The organism is Streptomyces sp. P5F9 (assembly GCF_057961495.1).
The window spans coordinates 1-18,468 of record NZ_JBXVPZ010000178.1 but is presented as its reverse complement, the minus strand read 5'-3'; the positions used below and the strand labels follow the sequence as shown (position 1 = coordinate 18,468).

At 69.9% G+C, this 18,468-nt stretch carries 17 protein-coding genes and 1 pseudogene; 10 read left to right on the top strand and 8 right to left on the bottom strand.

The genetic code is table 11. The features are described from left to right. On the top strand, positions 1-1,149 hold a 1,149-nt coding region (locus AC31A1_RS26230; protein ID WP_489655681.1), incomplete at its 5' end, for a cytochrome P450. A 295-nt stretch (positions 1,150-1,444) separates the two neighbouring features. Here AC31A1_RS26230 and AC31A1_RS26225 read toward each other — a convergent pair. After that, complete coding sequence (locus AC31A1_RS26225; RefSeq protein ID WP_489655680.1) at positions 1,445-2,131, bottom strand: TetR/AcrR family transcriptional regulator; 687 nt, start codon at positions 2,129-2,131, stop codon at positions 1,445-1,447. A gap of 157 nt (positions 2,132-2,288) precedes the next feature. Between AC31A1_RS26225 and AC31A1_RS26220 the strand changes: the two genes are divergently transcribed. From AC31A1_RS26220 to AC31A1_RS26180, 9 genes are all read left to right on the top strand, one after another. Next, positions 2,289-3,413, top strand: a complete 1,125-nt coding sequence (locus AC31A1_RS26220; protein WP_489655679.1) for an amidohydrolase family protein — start codon at positions 2,289-2,291, stop codon at positions 3,411-3,413. A gap of 5 nt (positions 3,414-3,418) precedes the next feature. Further along, positions 3,419-4,630: a thiolase C-terminal domain-containing protein gene (locus AC31A1_RS26215; RefSeq protein ID WP_489655678.1), complete on the top strand. Its 1,212-nt coding sequence runs from the start codon at positions 3,419-3,421 to the stop codon at positions 4,628-4,630. Next, positions 4,627-5,079: a Zn-ribbon domain-containing OB-fold protein gene (locus tag AC31A1_RS26210; protein WP_489655677.1), complete on the top strand. Its 453-nt coding sequence runs from the start codon at positions 4,627-4,629 to the stop codon at positions 5,077-5,079. Before AC31A1_RS26215 ends, AC31A1_RS26210 begins: the two co-directional genes overlap by 4 nt. Before the next feature lie 221 nt (positions 5,080-5,300). Continuing rightward, positions 5,301-5,933 carry a histidine phosphatase family protein gene (locus AC31A1_RS26205; RefSeq protein WP_489655676.1) on the top strand — a complete coding sequence of 211 codons (633 nt, stop codon included), beginning with the start codon at positions 5,301-5,303 and terminating at the stop codon, positions 5,931-5,933. A gap of 8 nt (positions 5,934-5,941) precedes the next feature. Beyond that, a complete protein-coding gene (locus tag AC31A1_RS26200) occupies positions 5,942-6,766 on the top strand; it encodes a mycofactocin-coupled SDR family oxidoreductase (RefSeq protein WP_489655675.1) in 825 nt (274 codons plus the stop codon). A 56-nt stretch (positions 6,767-6,822) separates the two neighbouring features. Continuing rightward, positions 6,823-8,286 (top strand): aldehyde dehydrogenase family protein, encoded by a 1,464-nt coding sequence (locus tag AC31A1_RS26195; RefSeq protein WP_489655674.1) that lies wholly within the window; start codon positions 6,823-6,825, stop codon positions 8,284-8,286. A gap of 175 nt (positions 8,287-8,461) precedes the next feature. Then, positions 8,462-8,851, top strand: coding sequence for a hypothetical protein (locus AC31A1_RS26190; protein ID WP_489655673.1), 390 nt, complete (start codon positions 8,462-8,464; stop codon positions 8,849-8,851). Positions 8,852-8,936: 85 nt separating this feature from the next. Next, the gene (locus tag AC31A1_RS26185) at positions 8,937-10,562 is read left to right on the top strand and encodes a CocE/NonD family hydrolase (protein ID WP_489655672.1); all 1,626 of its coding nucleotides are present in this window, start codon (positions 8,937-8,939) and stop codon (positions 10,560-10,562) included. Between the two features lie 38 nt (positions 10,563-10,600). Further along, positions 10,601-10,915 (top strand): hypothetical protein, encoded by a 315-nt coding sequence (locus AC31A1_RS26180; RefSeq protein WP_489655671.1) that lies wholly within the window; start codon positions 10,601-10,603, stop codon positions 10,913-10,915. Here AC31A1_RS26180 and AC31A1_RS26175 read toward each other — a convergent pair. From AC31A1_RS26175 to AC31A1_RS26145, 7 genes and pseudogenes are all read right to left on the bottom strand, one after another. After that, complete coding sequence (locus AC31A1_RS26175) at positions 10,885-12,330, bottom strand: aldehyde dehydrogenase (RefSeq protein ID WP_489655670.1); 1,446 nt, start codon at positions 12,328-12,330, stop codon at positions 10,885-10,887. The genes AC31A1_RS26180 and AC31A1_RS26175 overlap by 31 nt on opposite strands. 28 nt (positions 12,331-12,358) lie before the next feature. After that, entirely contained in the window at positions 12,359-13,459 is a 1,101-nt protein-coding gene (locus AC31A1_RS26170; RefSeq protein WP_489655669.1) for an NAD(P)-dependent alcohol dehydrogenase, read from the bottom strand. Positions 13,460-13,566: 107 nt separating this feature from the next. Beyond that, positions 13,567-15,360, bottom strand: a complete 1,794-nt coding sequence (locus AC31A1_RS26165; RefSeq protein ID WP_489655668.1) for a sigma-54-dependent Fis family transcriptional regulator — start codon at positions 15,358-15,360, stop codon at positions 13,567-13,569. After that, entirely contained in the window at positions 15,317-16,165 is an 849-nt protein-coding gene (locus AC31A1_RS26160; protein WP_489655667.1) for an alpha/beta fold hydrolase, read from the bottom strand. The genes AC31A1_RS26165 and AC31A1_RS26160 overlap by 44 nt, the downstream gene beginning before the upstream one ends. Positions 16,166-16,214: 49 nt before the next feature. Then, entirely contained in the window at positions 16,215-17,417 is a 1,203-nt protein-coding gene (locus AC31A1_RS26155) for a thiolase family protein (RefSeq protein WP_489655666.1), read from the bottom strand. Continuing rightward, positions 17,414-18,061: a CoA transferase subunit B gene (locus AC31A1_RS26150; RefSeq protein WP_489655665.1), complete on the bottom strand. Its 648-nt coding sequence runs from the start codon at positions 18,059-18,061 to the stop codon at positions 17,414-17,416. The genes AC31A1_RS26155 and AC31A1_RS26150 overlap by 4 nt, the downstream gene beginning before the upstream one ends. After that, positions 18,061-18,468 (bottom strand): annotated as a pseudogene (locus AC31A1_RS26145) (CoA transferase subunit A); the annotation flags it as partial. The gene AC31A1_RS26150 and the pseudogene AC31A1_RS26145, both read right to left, overlap by 1 nt.

Below are 18,468 nucleotides of genomic sequence, written 5' to 3'. Positions count from 1 at the left end.
CTTCTCGACCCCGCCGCCGAGTACGGGCAGTGGGTCCAAGAACGGCCCCTGACCAGGATCAGTCTGTGGGGCGACAACCATCCCTGGCTCGTGACCCGGCAGGAGGACGCCCGAGCCGTCCTCAGCGACCCACGGTTCAGCTCGGAGAACGTCCGGCCGGGCTTCCCCGGGCTCCAGCCGACGACACCTCCGCGCACCCCCGGCCAACTGTTCGCGATGGACCCGCCCGACCACACCCGGCTGCGCCGCATGCTCATCCCCGAGTTCAGCTTCCGGCAGGTGGAGCAACTGCGACCGGCCATCCGGCACATCACCGAGGAACTCCTCGACGGCCTCGTCAAACAGCAGCAACCCGCCGACCTGGTCGAGCACTTCACCCTGCCGCTGCCCCTTCTGGTCATCTGTGAACTGCTCGGAGTGCCGTACGCGGACCGGGAGTTCATCCACCGGCAGGCCGCGGCCTTCGCCACGGTCTCGGCCGGACCGGAGGCGATGCGGGCCGGCTGGGCGGCGCTCTTCGGCTACCTGCAGGAACTACTGGCCGCCAAGTCACGCGAACCAGGCGACGACCTGATGAGCAAACTCGCCACCGAACGGGTCGCCACCGGCGAGGCCACCCCGGCGGAGGCCGCCGGCCTGCTCGTCCAGATACTCATCGCCGGGCACGAGACGACCGCGAGCATGCTCTCCCTCGGCGTCGTCGCGCTGCTGCGCCATCCCGAGCAACTGGCCGCACTGCGCGCCGACGAGGATCTCGTGCCGGGCGCGGTGGAGGAACTCCTGCGCTACCTGACCGTCGTCCACATCGGCCTGCGCCGCATCGCCACCCAGGACGTCGAGATCGGCGGCGTCACCGTCCGGGCGGGCGAGGGCGTGGTCGTCGCCCTGCAGGCCGCCAACCGGGACCCCGCGGTCTTCGCCGACCCGGACACCCTCGACCTCACCCGGGACGCCGGCCAGCACCTGGCCTTCGGCCACGGACCGCACCACTGCCTCGGCCAGTCGCTCGCCCGCGCAGAACTCCAGATCGCGCTGCCGATGCTGTTCCACCGGCTGCCGGGCCTGCGCCTGACCGGCTCCGCAGCGGAGAAGTACGCGTTCGAAGGGCGCGCGGTCCACGGGGTCCGGGAGCTGCCGGTCGCTTGGTGACCCCGCAGCGTGTCGCGTCGCGCTACCCACGAACAGGTACACCTGGCGTCCCGCGAGGTGCAGGCCCTCGACTGTCCCGCAACCGGACCGACCGGTGCCGACCACCAGGGCGCCGCTCCCGGGCAGCTGGACCGCGTTGCGTTGAGGACGTGCAGAACGTCAGCTCGTGGCTCTCGGTTCGGTGGTTCCTCGGTCTGCCATGAGCGGGTTGGATGGGCAACGGGCCTTGCCGGCAGCCGAGTTCGAGGCGATTCCGCCGCTCGTCGAGGTGCGGCAGCGTCGCCTGTTGACGGGATCAGCCCCGTCGCTGCTTCGCCCGTGCCTCGTCCTCCATGAGGTCGTACGTCACCGCCGAGACCGGTGCGGTGAGCATGCCCACCCATCCGTCGATGTAGTTGTTGAGCTGTGCGTCGCTGATCGGGTGCCGGTTCCGGGCGTGGTCGCCCAGGAGGTTGAGCACGCTGTTGTAGAGCTGCACCTCGCGGCCACGCCGTACGCGATCAGGCAGTACGCCGAGCAGTTCGGGCACCAGTTCCTGGAGTACGTCGGTGGCCTCCTCGATCTGCCGCGGCCAGTACTCCGCGTCCGCGCTCGCGGGCGCCAGCCGCGCCAGGAACGGTACGAACATCTCGCCGGCCTCGATGCTCTCGATCAGCGGGCGCACCACCAGCCACACCGCCGCCAGGGGGTCCTCGGCCACTCCGTCGGCACGGGCTTCCTCCAGCAGGACGGCCCGGCGCGCGTCGATGGTCCGGTAGCGGAAGGCGATCAGGGCCCGGACCAGGCCCGCCTTGGAGCCGAAGTGGTAGGTGATGACAGACGAGTTGGACTGCCCGGCCTCCATCTGGATCTCCCGCAGGGTCACGCCCTCGACCCCGCGAACGGCGAAGAGCCGCTCGGCGGTCGTCATCAGCAGCTCACGGGTCGCCTCTCCCGTGGTGTGCCGGCGTCTGCGGCCCTCGGCCTTCTCCTCCACTGCCATGGTCCTCATGTTGGTGGATGCGAAGCGGCACACGCAACGCCAAAACTAATGGAGATGTATTAGAAAGCCTGGACAGTGGGCCCTGTCGATGGAACAGTTCGATGCGAAGACCTGGCATCGCAGGCCTCACCCCTCCCTACTTCCGGAGGACTTCACCATGCCGAAGATCTGGACCAACTCGGGCGACTCCCATTTCCTGGAGCCGAGCGATCTATGGGAGTCGCGGTTGCCCGGGCGGCTCGCCGACCTGACGCCGAAGTCCGAGAAGGACCCGGACGGGGAGTACGAGACGGTGCACGTCGACGGTCAGTCGTTCCGTCGGAAACTGCCGACGTCGGTGGCCCGGGAGTTCCTGGAGGAGAGCCGGAAGGCGCCGGGCATCCGCGATGCCCGGGCGCGGCTGAACGACCTGGACCAGGAAGGCGTCTGGGGCGAGGTGATCTTCCCGTCGCTGGGGATGTGGGCCTCGACCTTCCGGACGCCGGAGCTGCTCAAGGCGTGCATGCGGGCGAGCAACGAGTGGGCGCTGGAGGAGATCGCGGCGGTCTCGGACCGCTATGTGGTCACCGCGCAGGTGTCGACGCTGGTCGTGGAGGACGCGATCGCCGAGCTGGAGTGGGCCGCCGAGCAGGGCTTCCGGGCCGTGTTCCTGCCCACCACGCCGCACCCCAGCGCGCCGGACTGGCACCGAACCGACTGGGAGCCGTTCTGGGACGCCGCCGAACGTGCGCGGATGGTCCTCGCCTTCCACATCGGCACCGACCCGGTGGACATGACGACCGGCGGCGCGGGCCTGGTCTACCGCGGCCCCGGCGGCGCGGTCATGAACTACGCCGAGACAACGTTCTCCGGCCAGCGCGCCGCGATGAAGCTGGTAGCCTCCGGTGCCCTCGACCGGCATCCGGATCTGAAGGTGCTGATCTCCGAGGGCGGCGCCACCTGGATCCCGTTCCTGGGCGACCGCATGCTGGAGGGTTACCGCCAGCACCACATGGCGGTGCGCCCGAAACTCGAACGGGACCCGAAGGAAACCCTGATGACCCAGGTGTACGCCTCCTTCCAGCACGACGAGACGGCGGTCGCCGCGTTCGAGTCGATGGGCTACCGGAACGTCATGTTCGGCTCCGACTACCCGCACATGGAAGGCACGTTCGGGCATACGCAGGACACCCTGAAGTCGTTGTTCGACGGCGTCTCGGACGAGACCCGGCTGCGGATCACCCAGGGCGCGTTCTTCGAACTCTTCCCGCAGGTGCCCCCGGTCCCCACGAACGGGGTCTGAGCCGGATGCCACGGGATTCGGGCCTGCGCGACGTCGCGATCGTCGGCGTCGGCGCCACGCCCTACTACCGGCGCGGCGAGTCCGCCGGCAAGAGCATCACGCACCTCGCCGGCGAGGCCATCCTCGCCGCCTGCGCCGACGCCGGTCTCTCCGTCAGGGAGATCGACGGGTTCGCCTACTACTCGGGCGCCGGTGCCGGCTACGGCGACAAGATGGAGTCCGTCGACTTCATGGAGACTCTGGGCATCCCCGAGGTGCGCTTCTCGGCGTCGCTCACGAACGGCGGCGGCGGCTCGGCGGGCGCGATCGGTCTCGCCCGCGCGGCGATCGTCGCCGGCGACGCCTCGGTCGTCGTCACGGTCATGGCCCTGCAACAGCAGAAGCAACGCCTCGGCACAGTGATAGCCGCCAAGCCCGTGACCCCGGTCAGCTCCTTCCTCCAGCCCTCCGGACTGGCGGGTCCCGGCCATCTGATGTCGGTGCTGGCCCGCCGTCACATGCACCAGTACGGCACCACCCGGGACGCGTTCGCCGAGATCGCCGTCTCCACCCGGCAGAACGCCCTCAACCGCCCGAAGGCGATCCAGCGGACACCCCTCACCCGCGAGGAGTACTTCAGCGGGCGGATGATCGCCGAACCGCTCTGCGTCTACGACTTCTGCCTGGAGACGGAGGGAGCGGTCGCCGTGATCACCACCTCCATCGACCGCGCCCGCGACCTGCGCCAACGCCCCGTCCCCGTCGTCGCCGTCGCCCACGGCGGCACCCGGGACTGGGGCCGCGCCTTCTCCTGGTACGGCATGCCCGACGAGACCTTCACCTCGTCAGGCCACAGACCGATCGCCGGACGCCTCTACAAACAGGCGGGCATCACGCCCCAGGACGTCGATGTGGCCCTGATCTACGACCACTTCACCCCCATGGTTCTCATGCAACTGGAGGACTACGGCTTCTGCGCCAAGGGCGACGGCGGCCCGTTCGTCGAGAGCGGCGCGATCCGCTACTCCCCCCGCCGGAAACCCGGAACCATCGCGGTGAACCCTCATGGCGGGCAGCTCTCCGAGGCGTACGTCATCGGGATGACCCAGATCGTCGAGGGTGTCGAGCAGATGCGCGGGACCGCGATCAACCAGGTCTCCGACGCCGAGTTCGCCCTGTGCACCGGCGGTCCGGCCAGCCTGCCGGTCAGCGGCCTGATCCTGGGACGCGACCGATGACCGGGGCGAACCTCGCGACGGCATTGCCGTCGGACGTCGTACGGATCGCGACGGACACCGTCACCGAGCCGTTCTGGCAGGCCGCGAAGCAACGGCGGCTCGTGGCACCGCAGTGCGGCGACTGCGGAACCTTCCGGCTTCCTCCCACCCCGTTCTGCCCGGAGTGCCAGTCCACGGCGGTCGACTGGCCCCAACTCTCCGGCCGCGCGACCGTCTACAGCTTCGCCGTGGTCCACGGCTATCCCGGGCTGCCGGATCTGACCCTGGTCCCCGCCGTCGTGGAGATGCCGGACGCCCCCGGGGCGAGGCTGGTCACCAATGTGGTCGGGGTCGAACCGGCCGACGTACGGATCGGGTTGGCGCTGACCGTCGACTTCCATCCCATCACCGACGGCTGGCTGCTGCCCGTGTTTCGCGTGGCCGCCGACGTCGACGCCGAAAAGGAGTGAGGGATGGGAGACGACTACGAGAGCGCCTTGGAAGAGAAACCGCTCGAGTTCCTGACGAGCGTGGCGAACAGCGGCGGTTCCTGTGACGGGCAGGCCATCATTCCCGACGGTGATCGTTATCGGTGCTGGTGCTCCTGTGGCGAGTGGAACGTCGAGGCGCCCACTCAGCTTGAGGGCGTGCGACTTGCCCGGCTCCATACATCCAGGGTGAGGACGCCGTAGTGGCCGTGATCCTCTTCGTCCGGCACGGTCAGGCGTCGGTGGGCGCGGAGGACTACGACGTGCTCTCCGGCACCGGCAGACTCCAGTCCGAGACGCTCGGAGCGGAGTTCTCCCGGCACGGTGTCTCCGCGACACGCATTCTGACCGGCCGTCTCAACCGACAGCAGCAGACCGCCCGTTGCATATGTCTCGCGTCGAAGTGGTCGACGTCGGTGGAGGTCGACGAGGCATGGAACGAGTTCCATCACGAGGACGTCGTCGCGGCGCACCGCAAGGTGGACAGCCCTGATGCCGAGCCGCTCGACCGGGCCATTCCCCGATGGTCCTCAGGACTGCACGACCATGACTACACGGAACCCTTCCCCATGTTCACGAAGCGCGTGGACAGCGCATTGCGCACACTGGCCGCCGAGTTGGCCTCAGGGGAGACCGCCGTCGTCTTCACCAGCGCGGGAGTGATCGGGTGGGTCGCCGCGTCGCTGCTGGGCGGCGGTGAGCCGCAGTGGCTCGCGCTCAACCGAATAGCCGTCAACAGCGGGATCACGAAGGTCGTCGTGGGCAGCCGGGGCAGCACGCTCGTCACGTTCAACGAGCACTCCCATCTGCCCCCTCAACTCGTCACCTACAGATAGGGGCTGACATGGAGTCAGGCAGGAAGGTCGCCTTCATCACCGGTGTCGCCCGCGGTCAGGGCCGGGCGCACGCGGTGAAACTCGCTTCCCGGGGCATGGACGTCATCGGTCTCGACATCTGCGAGGACATCGAGTCGATGGACTATCCGAACGCGACCGAGGACGACCTCCGCGCGACGGTCAAGGCCGTCGAGGAGGCGGGCGGGTCGATCGTCGCCGAGAAGGGCGACGTGCGCAGTTACGACGATCTGCGCCGGGTCCTGGACCACGGCGTCGAACGCTTCGGCCGGGTCGACGTACTGCTCGCGAACGCCGGCATCATCCGTCTCTCCCCCGGTGGTGACCGCGACCGCACCTGGACCGACGTCATCGACGTGAACCTGACGGGTGTCTGGCGCACCATCGAGGTGGTGCTGCCGGCGATCCGGGCCGGGGAGCGCGGCGGGTCGATCGTCATCACGAGTTCGGTGGCCGGGCTCAAGGGCGGCGCGAACGACAAGGCGGGCGGCCAGGCCTACACGGCGGCGAAGCGGGGCCTGGTCGGGCTGATGCAGGTGCTCGCGAACGAGTACGCGAGCGAGCGGATCCGGGTCAACACCATTCATCCCACAGGGGTGTTGTCGGGCATGACGCAGAACCCGGTGATGGAGGAACTCCACGCGCAGGCCGCCAAGGGCGAGAAGAACCCGATCAGCCAGATGCGGAACGCCCTCCCGATCGACATCCTCACGGCCGAGGACATCGCCAACGCCGTCGCGTGGCTGGTGTCCGACGAAGCCGCCTACATCACGGGCATCCAACTGCCCCTCGACGCGGGCTTCGCAGTCCGCTGAGCCGCGCAGTACCGCACCGCACCCGCCTGCCAAGAGTTCCCCGGGAGACACCACCCATGACCGTGACCGCTCCGCATGTCCGACTCCGCTACGGCGACAAGGTTCTCGACTCCGGGTCCGGCGGTGTCTTCGAGCATCGCAACCCGTACACGGGCGAGGTGCAGGCGGCGATCCCGCTGGCCGGAGCCGCAGAGATCGACGAGGCCGTCGAACTGGCCGCCGCGCAGGCGGAGTCCTGGCGCCGCTGGACGCCGGAGGCACGGCGCGAGGTTCTGATGCGGTTCGCCGAGCTGCTGGGCGAACACCGTCAGGAGTTCGTCGACCTCCAGGCGCTCGACGGCGGCACCCCGACCCACTTCGGTGAACGGATCGTCGACAACTCGATCAACTGGACGCGCTACTACGCCGGTTGGTGCGACAAGCTCTCCGGCGAGCTGATCTCGACACTCGACACCCGCGGCTACCTCTCCTACACGACACCCGAGCCGTACGGCGTCGTCGGCATCATCGTCACCTGGAACGGCCCGGTCGTCTCCCTTGGCATGAAGGTCGTCCCGGCGCTGGCCGCGGGGAACTGCGTGGTCGTGAAACCCTCGGAGTTCACCCCCTTCGCACCGCACCTCTACGCCCGACTCCTGCGCGAGGCAGGCGTACCGGACGGCGTGTGCAGCATCCTCAGCGGTGGCGCGGAGGCCGGCGAGGCCCTGGTGCGCCATCCCAGGGTCGAGAAGGTGAGTTTCACCGGCGGACCCGTCGCGGCCCGCCGGATCATGCACGCCTGCGCCGAGCAACTCAAGCCCGCAGTACTGGAGTTGGGCGGCAAGACGGGCAGCATCGTCTTCCCGGACGCCGGTGACCTGGAAGCGGTGGCGAACCGCGCCGTACGGGACAGCATCGGGGTCCTGGCCGGCCAGGGCTGCGTGGTGCCGACCCGGCTGATCGTGCACGAAGACATCTACGACGAGGTGGTCGAGCGGGTCACCGAGGTCGCCGCGACCTACCGGATGGGGGATCCGTTCGATCCCGGGGTCAAGGTCGGGCCACTCATCAACGCCGCCGCCGTGGAGCGGGTCTGCGGGATGCTCGACCGCGCCAGACGGGACAAGGCCGGGCGGATCACCCTCGGCGGACACCGGGCCGGCGGTGACCTCGCCGACAAGAACTTCGTCGAACCCACGATCATCGTCGACGTGGACCCCGAGCACGAGATCGCGCAGACGGAGGTCTTCGGCCCCGTACTGCTGGTCTTCAAATTCAGCACCGAGGACGAGGCGGTCGCCCTCGCCAACAGCACGCCCTACGGACTCGGCGCCAACATCCAGTCCACGAACCTCACCCGCGTCCACCGCGTCGCCGAACGCCTGAAGGCCGGCGGCGTCTACGTCAACGGCGCCCGCCAGAACCTCCCGCACACCCCCTTCGGCGGCCTCGGCCTCAGCGGCTACGGCAAGGAAGGCGGCCGGGCCGGCATCGACGAGTTCCTGCGCTACAAGACCGTGTCGATCATCCAGCCGGAATGACGTCGGAGTGATAGTCACGGTCGAGGCCACCGCGCCGGCCTGTTGTGACCGGCCACGAACCCGGGGTGTAGTGGGCTACACCCCGGGTTCGGGAGAGCGGTCCCTCGTGGCGGTGGGCGCGTGACGGAATCGTAGAGGGCAAGAGATCACGTCCCCTTCCTGAAGGAAAACTCCCGTGAAGTCGCAGCTCGCCACCGTGAAGCCGCTCGTCGCCGACCTGTTGCTGTGGTCGTTCTTCGTGGGCGGCCTCGTCGCCAGCACCGCCTCCGGGACCGTGCTGGACGGTACGCAGAAGAACGTGGCCACCTTCGCCGGCATCGCCGTCTCGATGGTGGCCGGCTCGCGCATCGCGAAGAAGCCGAAGATCAAGGCCTTCCTGTCGAAGCCCTCCACGCTCTGGTTCCTGTTCCTCTTCAACGGCGGCGTGGCCGCGTTCTGCTACCTCACCATGGACGGCGTCAAGGGCATCGCCACAGCCGCAGGCATGGGCCTCGTCTCCCTCGGCGCGGCCGGCGGCCTCCTCGCAAACCACCGCAAGCCCACCACGGCCCGGCACCGAGCGTAGCGTTGCACGATCCGCCGGGCAGGCCCTGGATCGGGGCAGGTACGTCCCAGCCAGTACCACAGAGAAGCAGACGGAGGACTCGTCGATGAACCTGGGCAGCCACCTCACTCAGCGTCTGCTGCGCCTTTCTCCACCCCTCACCCGGGATCTGGTCGTCGCGCGCGACCTGCGGGTGCCGATGCGCGACGGAACCGTCCTGCTGGCCGACCGCTGGACCCCGAAGTCCGGCGGCGACGGCCTGCCGTCCGTGCTCCTCCGCAGCCCCTACGGCAGGGCGGGGGCGGCTGCGGGGCCGATGGTCCGGCCGTTGGCCGAGCGTGGCTTCCAGGTGCTGATCCAGAGCACGCGCGGCACGTTCGGTTCGGGCGGTACCTTCGAGCCCCTGCGGCACGAGCGCGCGGACGGGCTCGACACCCTGGAGTGGGTGATCAAGCAGCCCTGGTTCGGCGAGTCGCTGGTGCTGTACGGCATGAGCTACCTCGGCTTCGTCCAGTGGGCAGTCGCCGACCGACTGCCGCCGCAGGTCAAGGCGATGATCCCGGTGGTGTCGGAGTCGGCGCTCACGCTGGAGTTCCTCCGCGCGGACGGGTTCTCCCTGGAGACACCGTTCGGCTGGGGCGTCATGGTCGCCGGCCAGGAACGCCGCTGGGCGATACCGCGCCAGCTACTCGGTGCGAAGCGGGTGCGCCGCGCGATGGCCACGCTGCCGCTCGGCCAGGCCGACGTCGCCGCCCTGGGCCATCGGTCCGACTACATCCAGGACATCCTCGCCCACGACGCCGGCACCCCGCGATGGACGGACCTCGACCACCGCCACCGGGTGGCGGACATCGCCGTACCGGTGAGTTCTGTCGGCGGCTGGTACGACATCTTCCTGCCCGGCCAACTCCGCGACCACCAGGCACTGCAGGCGGCCGGACGGCAGCCCCGGCTCACGATCGGCCCCTGGTCGCACACCTCCCGGGGCGTCGGAGCCACGGCAGCCACCGAGGCCCTCGGTTTCGGGCTGGCGCATGCCCGTGGCGAGCAACCGCCAAAGCGCGCTCCGGTCCGCCTGTTCGTCATGGGCGAGGAGACCTGGCGCGACTTCCCGTCCTGGCCGCCGCCCGGCTACGACCCGCAGCGCTTCCACCTCCACCCGGGCGGCACCCTGTCCACCGGTACGGCGGCCGAGTCCGCGCCGGACGGCTACCGCTACGATCCGGCGGACCCGACTCCGGCCGTCGGCGGGGTGCGGCTGGCCCTCGGCGTCAAGGGCGGCCGCGTTGACAACACGGCACTCGAAGCCCGGCCGGACGTGCTGACCTACACAACTTCCGTACTCGACGCGGACGTTGAGGTGATTGGTGAAGTCGCCGCCAAGATCTGGTTCCGCTCCGGCCTGCCGCATGCGGACGTGTTCGTCCGGCTGTGCGACGTGGACACCAAGGGCCGCTCGACGAACGTGTGCGACGGCCTGGTCAGCCTGACCGATGCCGACGAGATCTCCTGCGCGAGGGTGCGGCTATGGCCGACGGCGTACCGCTTCCGACGCGGGCACCGTATCCGGGTCCAGGTGTCCAGCGGGGCATTTCCACGCTACAACCGCAATCCGGGCACCGGCGAACCCAGGGCGACCGCCACGACTCTCCGCACGGTCGGCCAAGAGGTGTTCCACGACCCCGAACACCCCTCCGCGGTACTTCTGCCGGTCCGTCAACCGACCCAGTAGCCGACGGGTCAGTCCGCTGCTTCCGCAGGTGATTGGCTATGCCGACTGTCGAACGATCACTCGTGCCAGTTCCGGGGTGGTGTCGGCCGCAGGCAGGCCCAGCGCGCGGCGTTGCGGCCGATGGCTTCCGCGCCCTGCTTGGCTTTGGCAATGCGGACCCGTCCACCGAGGAACGCTTCGACGCGGCCGAACACCGTACCTACGAAGACCGCGCCCTCGCCGTCCTCCGCCCGACCGGACCCGGCAAGATCCGCCTCCTCGCCGCCGCGGCCGAATGCGACCCGGTCGAAGTCACGGTCACCGTCGAGTGGCGGACGCGAGATCACACGTACACGGTCTGGGTCTGCTGGTAGGCCGACAGACCCTCGGGCCCTAGTTCCCGGCCGAGGCCGCTCGCCTTGACGCCGCCGAAGGGGGCCGCCGGGTCCGGGATGTAGCGGTTGACGCCGATGGTGCCGGTGCAGACCCGGTAGGCGACGGCTGCGCCGCGCTCGGGGTCGGACGTCCAGACCGTGCCGCCGAGGCCGAAGTCCGAGTCGTTGGCGATACGGACGGCGTCGTCGACGTCCTCGTACGGGATCAGAGAGAGCACCGGGCCGAAGATCTCCTCCTGGGCGATGACCGAGCTGTTGTCCACGTCGGCGAAGACGGTCGGCTCCACGAACCAGCCGCGGCCCAGGCCGGCCGGACGGCCACCGCCGGTGGTAAGGCGGGCGCCTTCGCCGCGGCCCTTGGCTATGTACGTTTCGACACGTTCCCGCTGACGGGCGGTGGCCATCGGGCCGATCTGGGTCGCCGGGTCGCTCGCGTCACCGACGTTCAGCGAGCCGGCCAGCGCCGTGAAAGCCTCGACCACCTCCGCGTAGCGGCCGCGCGGGGCGAGGACACGGGTGCCGAGGAAGCACGTCTGGCCGTTGTTGAGGAGGGTGGCGCCGAACAGCCCCTCGCCGATCTTCGCCAGATCCAGGTCCGCGTCGTCGAGGACGATCGCCGCCGACTTGCCGCCCAGTTCGAGCGTGACTGGGCGCAGCAGTCGGCCGCAAGTCTCGGCGATGACCCGGCCGGCGGCGGTGGAGCCGGTGAAGGCCACCTTGTCCACGGCGGGGTGGGACACCAGGTACGCGCCGGTGTCGCGCCCGCCCGGCACGATGTTGATGACGCCGGACGGGACCTCGGCCTCCTCGACGGCCTCGGCGAGCAGGTAGGCGTCCAGCACGGTCTCCGGGGACGGCTTGATGACGAGGGTGCAGCCGGCCGCCATCGCCGGTGCAATCTTGAACATGGCCAGGGCCTGCGGGAAGTTCCACGGCACGATGGCCGCGACGACCCCGACCGGTACCCTGCGGACCTGGATCGAGCCGCCGAACAGCCCGGCCCTGGTCTCCTCGAAGGCGGCCTCGCGGGCCAGCCCGGCGTAGTACCGCAGTACGGCGCTCGGGTAGCCGGTCTCCAGCTGCCGGGCGACCGCGACCGGCATGCCGTTCTGGGCGCTCACCCGCTCGACGAAGCCGTCGGCCCGCCTGTCGATCGCGTCGGCCAGCCGCGTCATCACGTCGGCACGCCGTGCCGGCTCCCAACTCGCCCAGCCCGACAGGGCATCGAAGGCCCCGCGGGCGGCGGCGACCGCGACGTCGATGTCGGTCTCGGTGCCCTCGGGCACCTGGCCAAGGGGTTCCTCGGTGCTGGCGTTGACGGGAACGATGGTGCGACTCGCGGTGGGGCGGACCCACTCGCCGCCGATGTAGAAGGTGTCGTAACGCAGGTTCATCGCTGGGCTCCTTGGACTGTTGGGGGGATCAGGCGAAGGTCAGGACGGGCTTGAGGGTGGTGCCCTTCTCGGAGTCCTCGACGGCCTGGTTGATGTCCTCGAAGGCGTACGTCCGCACGAGCTTGTCGAAGGGGAAGCGGCCCTGCTGGTAGAGGTCGACGAGCTTCGGGATGAACAGGCGCGGCACGCTGTCGCCCTCGACGATCCCGCGCACACTGCGGCCGAAGAGCAACGAGGACATGTCGAGCGTGACCTCGGTGCCGAGCGCGGCGGCGCCGATCAGTCCGCAGGTGCCGCCCTGGTTGAGCGCGTCGACCGCCTGCCGGAGGACGGTCGGTACCGCGGTGGTCTCCAGGGTGAAGTCGACGCCAAGCCCGCCGGTGAGGTCCCGCAGAGCGGCCACCGTGTCCCCGGCGGCTCCGTTGATCACGTAGGTGGCGCCGGCCTCCTGCGCCAGAGCGAGGCGCTGGTCGTTGAGGTCGATGGCGACGACGGTGGTACAGCCCGCGACGGCGGCGGCCATGACAGCGCTGATCCCGACCGGGCCCGCCCCGAAGACCGCGATGCTGCTGCCCGCCGGAGGCTTGAGCGAGTTGAGGACCCCGCCCGCGCCGGTCTGGATGCCGCAGCCCAGCGGGCCGAGCAGTTCCAGTGGCGCGGCCCGGTCCACCTTCACAACGTTGCGCTCGTTGGCGAGGGCGTACGTGGCGAAGGCCGACTGCCCGAAGAAGACACCGTATACGTCACCGGCCTCGCGGTGCAGAGGAGTGCTGCCGTCGGTGCGCGAACCCGCGAAGTTGTACGCGAAGAACTGGTCGCAGTACGCGGGGCGGCCCTGGACACAGGTGCGGCAGCCGCCGCAGGAGTTGAAGGTGAGAACGACGTGGTCTCCGGGAGTCACGTAGCTGACACCGTCGCCGACGGCCTCCACGACACCGGCGCCCTCATGACCGAGCACGGCTGGCAGCGGCACCGGATACCACTGGTCGCGGACGATGAGGTCGGTGTGGCACACACCGGAACTCACCATCCGGACGACTACCTCACCCGCCCGCGGGTCGTCCAGTTCAAGCGGTGCGAGGGTGAAGGGTGCGCCTTTGGTCTCTGTCAGTGCGGCGGTGATGCGCATAGTTCGGCTCCTTTGCCGACGGGTTCCTGATCGGCAAGGTAGGGCCGTACACACACCGCGAACTGTTCAACTACTGGACACTTCCGGGAGACTCCGCCCGGATGGGCTCATACACTGATCCGCAGCGCCCGCATCCGGTTGTAGAGGGTCGTCCGGCTGATGCCGAGCCGCTGGGCGGCCCGCAGTTTATTGCCGCCGTGCTCCCGCAGCGCGGCGGCGATGGCGTCGTGTTCGGCGCGCTCCAGTGGGGTCATCCCCCGCAGCCGCGGGCTGACCTGATAGCCCGCGGGCAGGTCACGGGGGGTCACGTCGCCGGCGGAGCGGTGCGCGAGCACCGTATGGACGACCGTACGCAATTCACGCAGGTTGCCGGGCCATGGGTGACCGGCGAGGGCCGCGAGCGCGGCGGGCGTGAAGCGCACCCGGTCACCGGCGCCCAGCTCGCCGAGCATGGCCCGGACCAGGCCAGCCAGGTCTTCCGTGCGCTCCCCCAGGGCAGGCAGCTGGATACGGGTGGGGCAGTCGGCGGCGAGAGCGGCCGCGTAGCCGGTGAGTTCGGCGAGCGGAGGGCCGGTCAGCGCGATCCGCAGCCCGTTCCGTTCCATGAGGCGGCCCAACCACACGGCGCACCCGTCGGGCAGCAGATGAATGTCCTCCACGAGCAACAGATCCGGTTCGTCTGCCGCGGCGGATGCGAGGGCGGCGAGCCACTGTGGCTCACCCTGGACGATCGCCTCCGAGGCGTCGAGGGCAGTGATCCGGATGTTGTGATCACGGGGTGCTCGGGCTGGCGCGCTCGTGTTGTCCGTGTACGCCACGTCTGCGACGGCCTCCGCGGCCAGCGACCGCACGGTGGTCGTACGACCGGTTCCGGGCGCCCCGCCGACGTAGGCTGGCGTGCCCGGCGTCAGTCCGGCCGGCTTGTTGGCGGGTCTGGCGAAGGAAATGCCGGCTCCGCCGGACCCGGGGCCGGTCTCCTCGGGTTCCGTGAACTCGAAGAGGACGCCGTCCGCTCCGGGCGTGACAGCCTGGAACCGTACGTCCACGGTCCGCCCCGAAGCAAGCCCGACCGTCCTCACCTCGTGCGTCCGCCGGCACCCGCCGTGGCCGGGGCCGCCGTGTCCGGCCGCGAGTTCCCGCAGTCGGATGTGGTCAGCGGGGTCGAGCAGTTCCACGGCCGGGGAGTTCGCGAGCACCACGCCCTCGCCGAGTACCAGCACCGGCCGGTCCCTACGGGCCGCGGCGGTCTGGAACGCGGCGAGCATCCGCTGCTGGGAGTGGCGTGCGGTCCGCAGAAGCCGTTCCTCCATGTCGTTCGCCGCCCGGGCGAGGAAGGGGCCGAGCAGCGGTGAGTCGTCCTCGGCCAGGCAGGTGATGTCGAGGACGCCTTCCAGTCTGCGGGTCACGGGGTGGGTGACCGGATGCCCGTAACAGCTGAACCGTTTGAACGGTTCCAGATAGTGCTCGTCGCCGTGCACCGCGAAGCCCCGGCGCAGTTCGTACACCGTCGCGATGGAGTTCGTGCCGGTGGTCTCCTCCATGAACACCCCGCCAGCCACCGCACCCAGCCCCTCCAGCCGGTCGCGTAGGCCACGGGCTCCGACGGACAGATCCACGATCCGTGACTCCCGATCGGCGAGGATGACGCAGAACGCGGCGTCGCCGAGCTGCCTTGCCAGCTCTTCCAGAACCGGCCGGGCAGCGGCGGCCAGGCGACTGCGCCGGTCGACCGCGTCCGGCTCGATTCGGAGGTCGGGTGCCGTGGGCCCGAGACCGCTCATCCGGCAGCGCCGCCAGGACATGGCGATTTCCGGGCGCAGCCCGGTCTCCGGTGAGGATCTTTCGCTCAGCGCGGTGTCACTGGGTGACGTGTCGTTGCGTGTCGTGTCGCTGGGACGCACGGCGGCCTCCGGCGGGTGGTACTTGCACGGTATGAAGGAAGGTGCCTAGCGCGGCCTGTACGGCGTCGGGCTGTTCCACGGCGAGATGTCCGGCGACGACCGTCTCCAGCCGGGCGTGGGGAATCCCGTCCGCCAGTTCCCGGGCGTGGTGCAGGGGGGTGGCCAGGTCGTGGGAGCCGCCGACGACGAGCGTGGGAGCTGTGATACGGGCCAGGTCGGGCCGCAGGTCGTAGGCGGCGAGGGCGTCGCAACAGGCCGCGTAGCCGACCGGATCGGCGTCGGCGAGGTTCCGCAACAGGGCGCGGCCGAGGGGCGTTTCGGCCGTACGCGGTTCGGCGAACCAACGGCCGGGACTGGTCGCGAGCAGAGGCTCCGTTCCCTTGAGCCGTACGAATGCGGCACGCTCCCGCCAGGGTTCCGGCGGGCCGAAGTGGGCGGACGAGCAGATCAGCCCCAACGAGGCGACGCGGTCGGCGTGTTGGACCGCGAGGTGCGCTCCGACCGCACCGCCCAGCGAGATGCCCGCATAGTGGAAGCGATCGTGACCGTGATGGTCGACGAGGCCGAGGACCAGACCCGCGAGATCCTCGACCGTCGTGCCACCCGGTTCGGGGGCGGGGAGCAGTGCGCTCGATGGACCGCCGTGTCCGGGAAGGTCGAAGGTCAACACCCGGTAGCGGCGGGAGAGGGCGGGCAGGTGTGTCTGCCAGATGGTCATCGACGTGCCCAGGGAAGGGCCGAGGACCAGCAGCGGTGCCTCGGCCGGTCCGACGGCCTGATGATGCAGCAATTGCGGGGAGGTCACTATGGCTCCTGTGGGCGAGTGCGGCCGTGCCGTCGCGTGGCTGTGCGGCTCAACGTTCGAGGACGAGGGCGAGGCCCTGGCCCACGCCGATGCAGAGGGTGGCGACGCCGACTCCGCTGCCTTTGCGGGCGAGTTGATGGGCGACGGTCCCGGCGAGCCGCGCACCGGAGGCGCCGAGCGGATGCCCCAGGGCGATGGCGCCGCCCTGCGGGTTGAGGATCGCCGGGTCGAACTCGGGCCACTCGGCCATGCAGCCGAGGACCTGGGCGGCGAACGCCTCGTTCAGCTCCAGGACTGACAGATCATCAAATCCCTTGCCCGCCTTGGCCAGTGCCCGGTTGACGGCCTCGACCGGGGCGAGTCCGAAGTAGTGCGGGTCGAGCGCGTTCACGCCGGTCGCCGAGACCCGGGCCAGCGGCTCGCGGCCGGTGGCCCTCAGCACCTCCTCGTCGACCAGCAGCAGCGCCGCCGCACCGTCGTTCAGCGGCGAGGCATTGCCCGCCGTCACCGTGCCGTGCCCGGTACGGAAGGACGGCTTGAGCCGGGCCATCCCGGCCGGCGACGCGTCGGGGCGTACGCACTCGTCGGCGTCAAAGACGACCGGATCACCTCTGCGCTGCGGGACCGGGACGGGAACGATCTCACCGTCGAACAGACCGTCCGCCTGGGCACGGGCCGCCTTGCGGTGGCTGGCGAGCGCGTACTCGTCCTGCTGCTCACGGCTGATCTTGTGCTGGTCCGCGACGAGTTCGGCGGATTCGCCCAGCGGGATGGTCCACTGCGCATCCATCGCCGGGTTGACCATGCGCCAGCCCAGCGTGGTCGAGTACAGCTCGGCGTGCCCGGCCGGGAAGGGCCGCTCACTCTTGGGCAGCACATAGGGGGCGCGGGTCATCGACTCCACCCCGCCGGCCACGGCGACGGAGACGTCCCCGGCCGCGATCGCGCGGGCGGCCTGGATGACCGCCTCAAGCCCCGAGGCACACAGCCGGTTGACCGTCACCCCCGGCACCGACGTGGGCAGACCCGCGAGCAGGGCGGCCATCCGGGCGACGTTGCGGTTCTCCTCACCCGCGCCGTTGGCGTTGCCGAAGTACACATCCTCGATCCGGGCCGGATCCAACTCCGGACTACGGGCCAGGAGTTCACGCAGGGCGTGCGCGGCTAGGTCGTCAGGGCGGACGGCGGCCAGCGAGCCGTTGTACCGGCCGACGGGGGTGCGGACGGCGTCGACGATGTACACGTCTTTCATGCCTGGATCTCCTCGGGGACACGGACCTTGGCTGCGGTCTTGGCGAGGATCTCCTCGACGGCGACGCCCGGCGCGGTCCCGATCAGCACCAGGCCCCCGTCCGCCACGTCGAGGACACCCAGATCGGTGATGATCCGGTCCACGCACGCCCTGCCGGTCAGCGGCAGCACGCATTCCTCCAGGATCTTCGGCGAACCATCCTTGGCGGTATGGGTCATGACCACGATGACGGTGCGGGCGCCGTGCACCAGGTCCATCGCCCCGCCGATCCCGGTGACCAGCTTCCCGGGGACGGCCCAGTTCGCCAGGTCACCACGGGCGGAGACCTGCATCGCGCCCAGCACGGCGACATCGATGTGACCGCCCCGGATCATCCCGAAGGAGAGCGCGGAGTCGAAAAAGGAGGCACCCGCACGGACCGTGACGGTCTCCTTGCCGGCGTTGATCAGATCCGGATCGACCCGGTCCTCGGCCGGATACGGACCGGTGCCCAGGATCCCGTTCTCCGACTCCAGGACCACCTCCACCCCCTGCGGGAGGCAGTTGGGGATCAGCGTCGGCAGACCGATGCCGAGATTGACGTACTGACCATCCCGAAGCTCACGTGCCGCCCGGGCCGCCATCTCCTCACGGGTCCAGGCCATCAGCTGCTCACCGTCCGCTGCTCGATCACCTTGGCGCACGCCTGCACCGCGGTGAGCGCCACCACACGCTGCACGAAGATCCCCGGCAGATGCACCGCATCCGGGTCGATCTCCCCGGGCTCGACCAGCTCCTCCACCTCGGCGACCGTCACCCGGCCCGCCATCGCCGCAAGCGGGTTGAAGTTCCGGGTCGACTTGTTGAAGACCAGGTTCCCGTGCCGGTCTCCCCTGGCCGCCCGGACGAGGGCGAAATCGGTACGGATCCCGCGCTCCAGCACGTACTCCGTGCCGTCGAACTCCCGCACCTCCTTCGGCGGCGACGCCAGCACGACCCCGCCGTCACCGTCGTAGCGCCACGGCAGCCCGCCCTCCGCGACCTGCGTGCCCACCCCGCCGGAGTGTAGAAG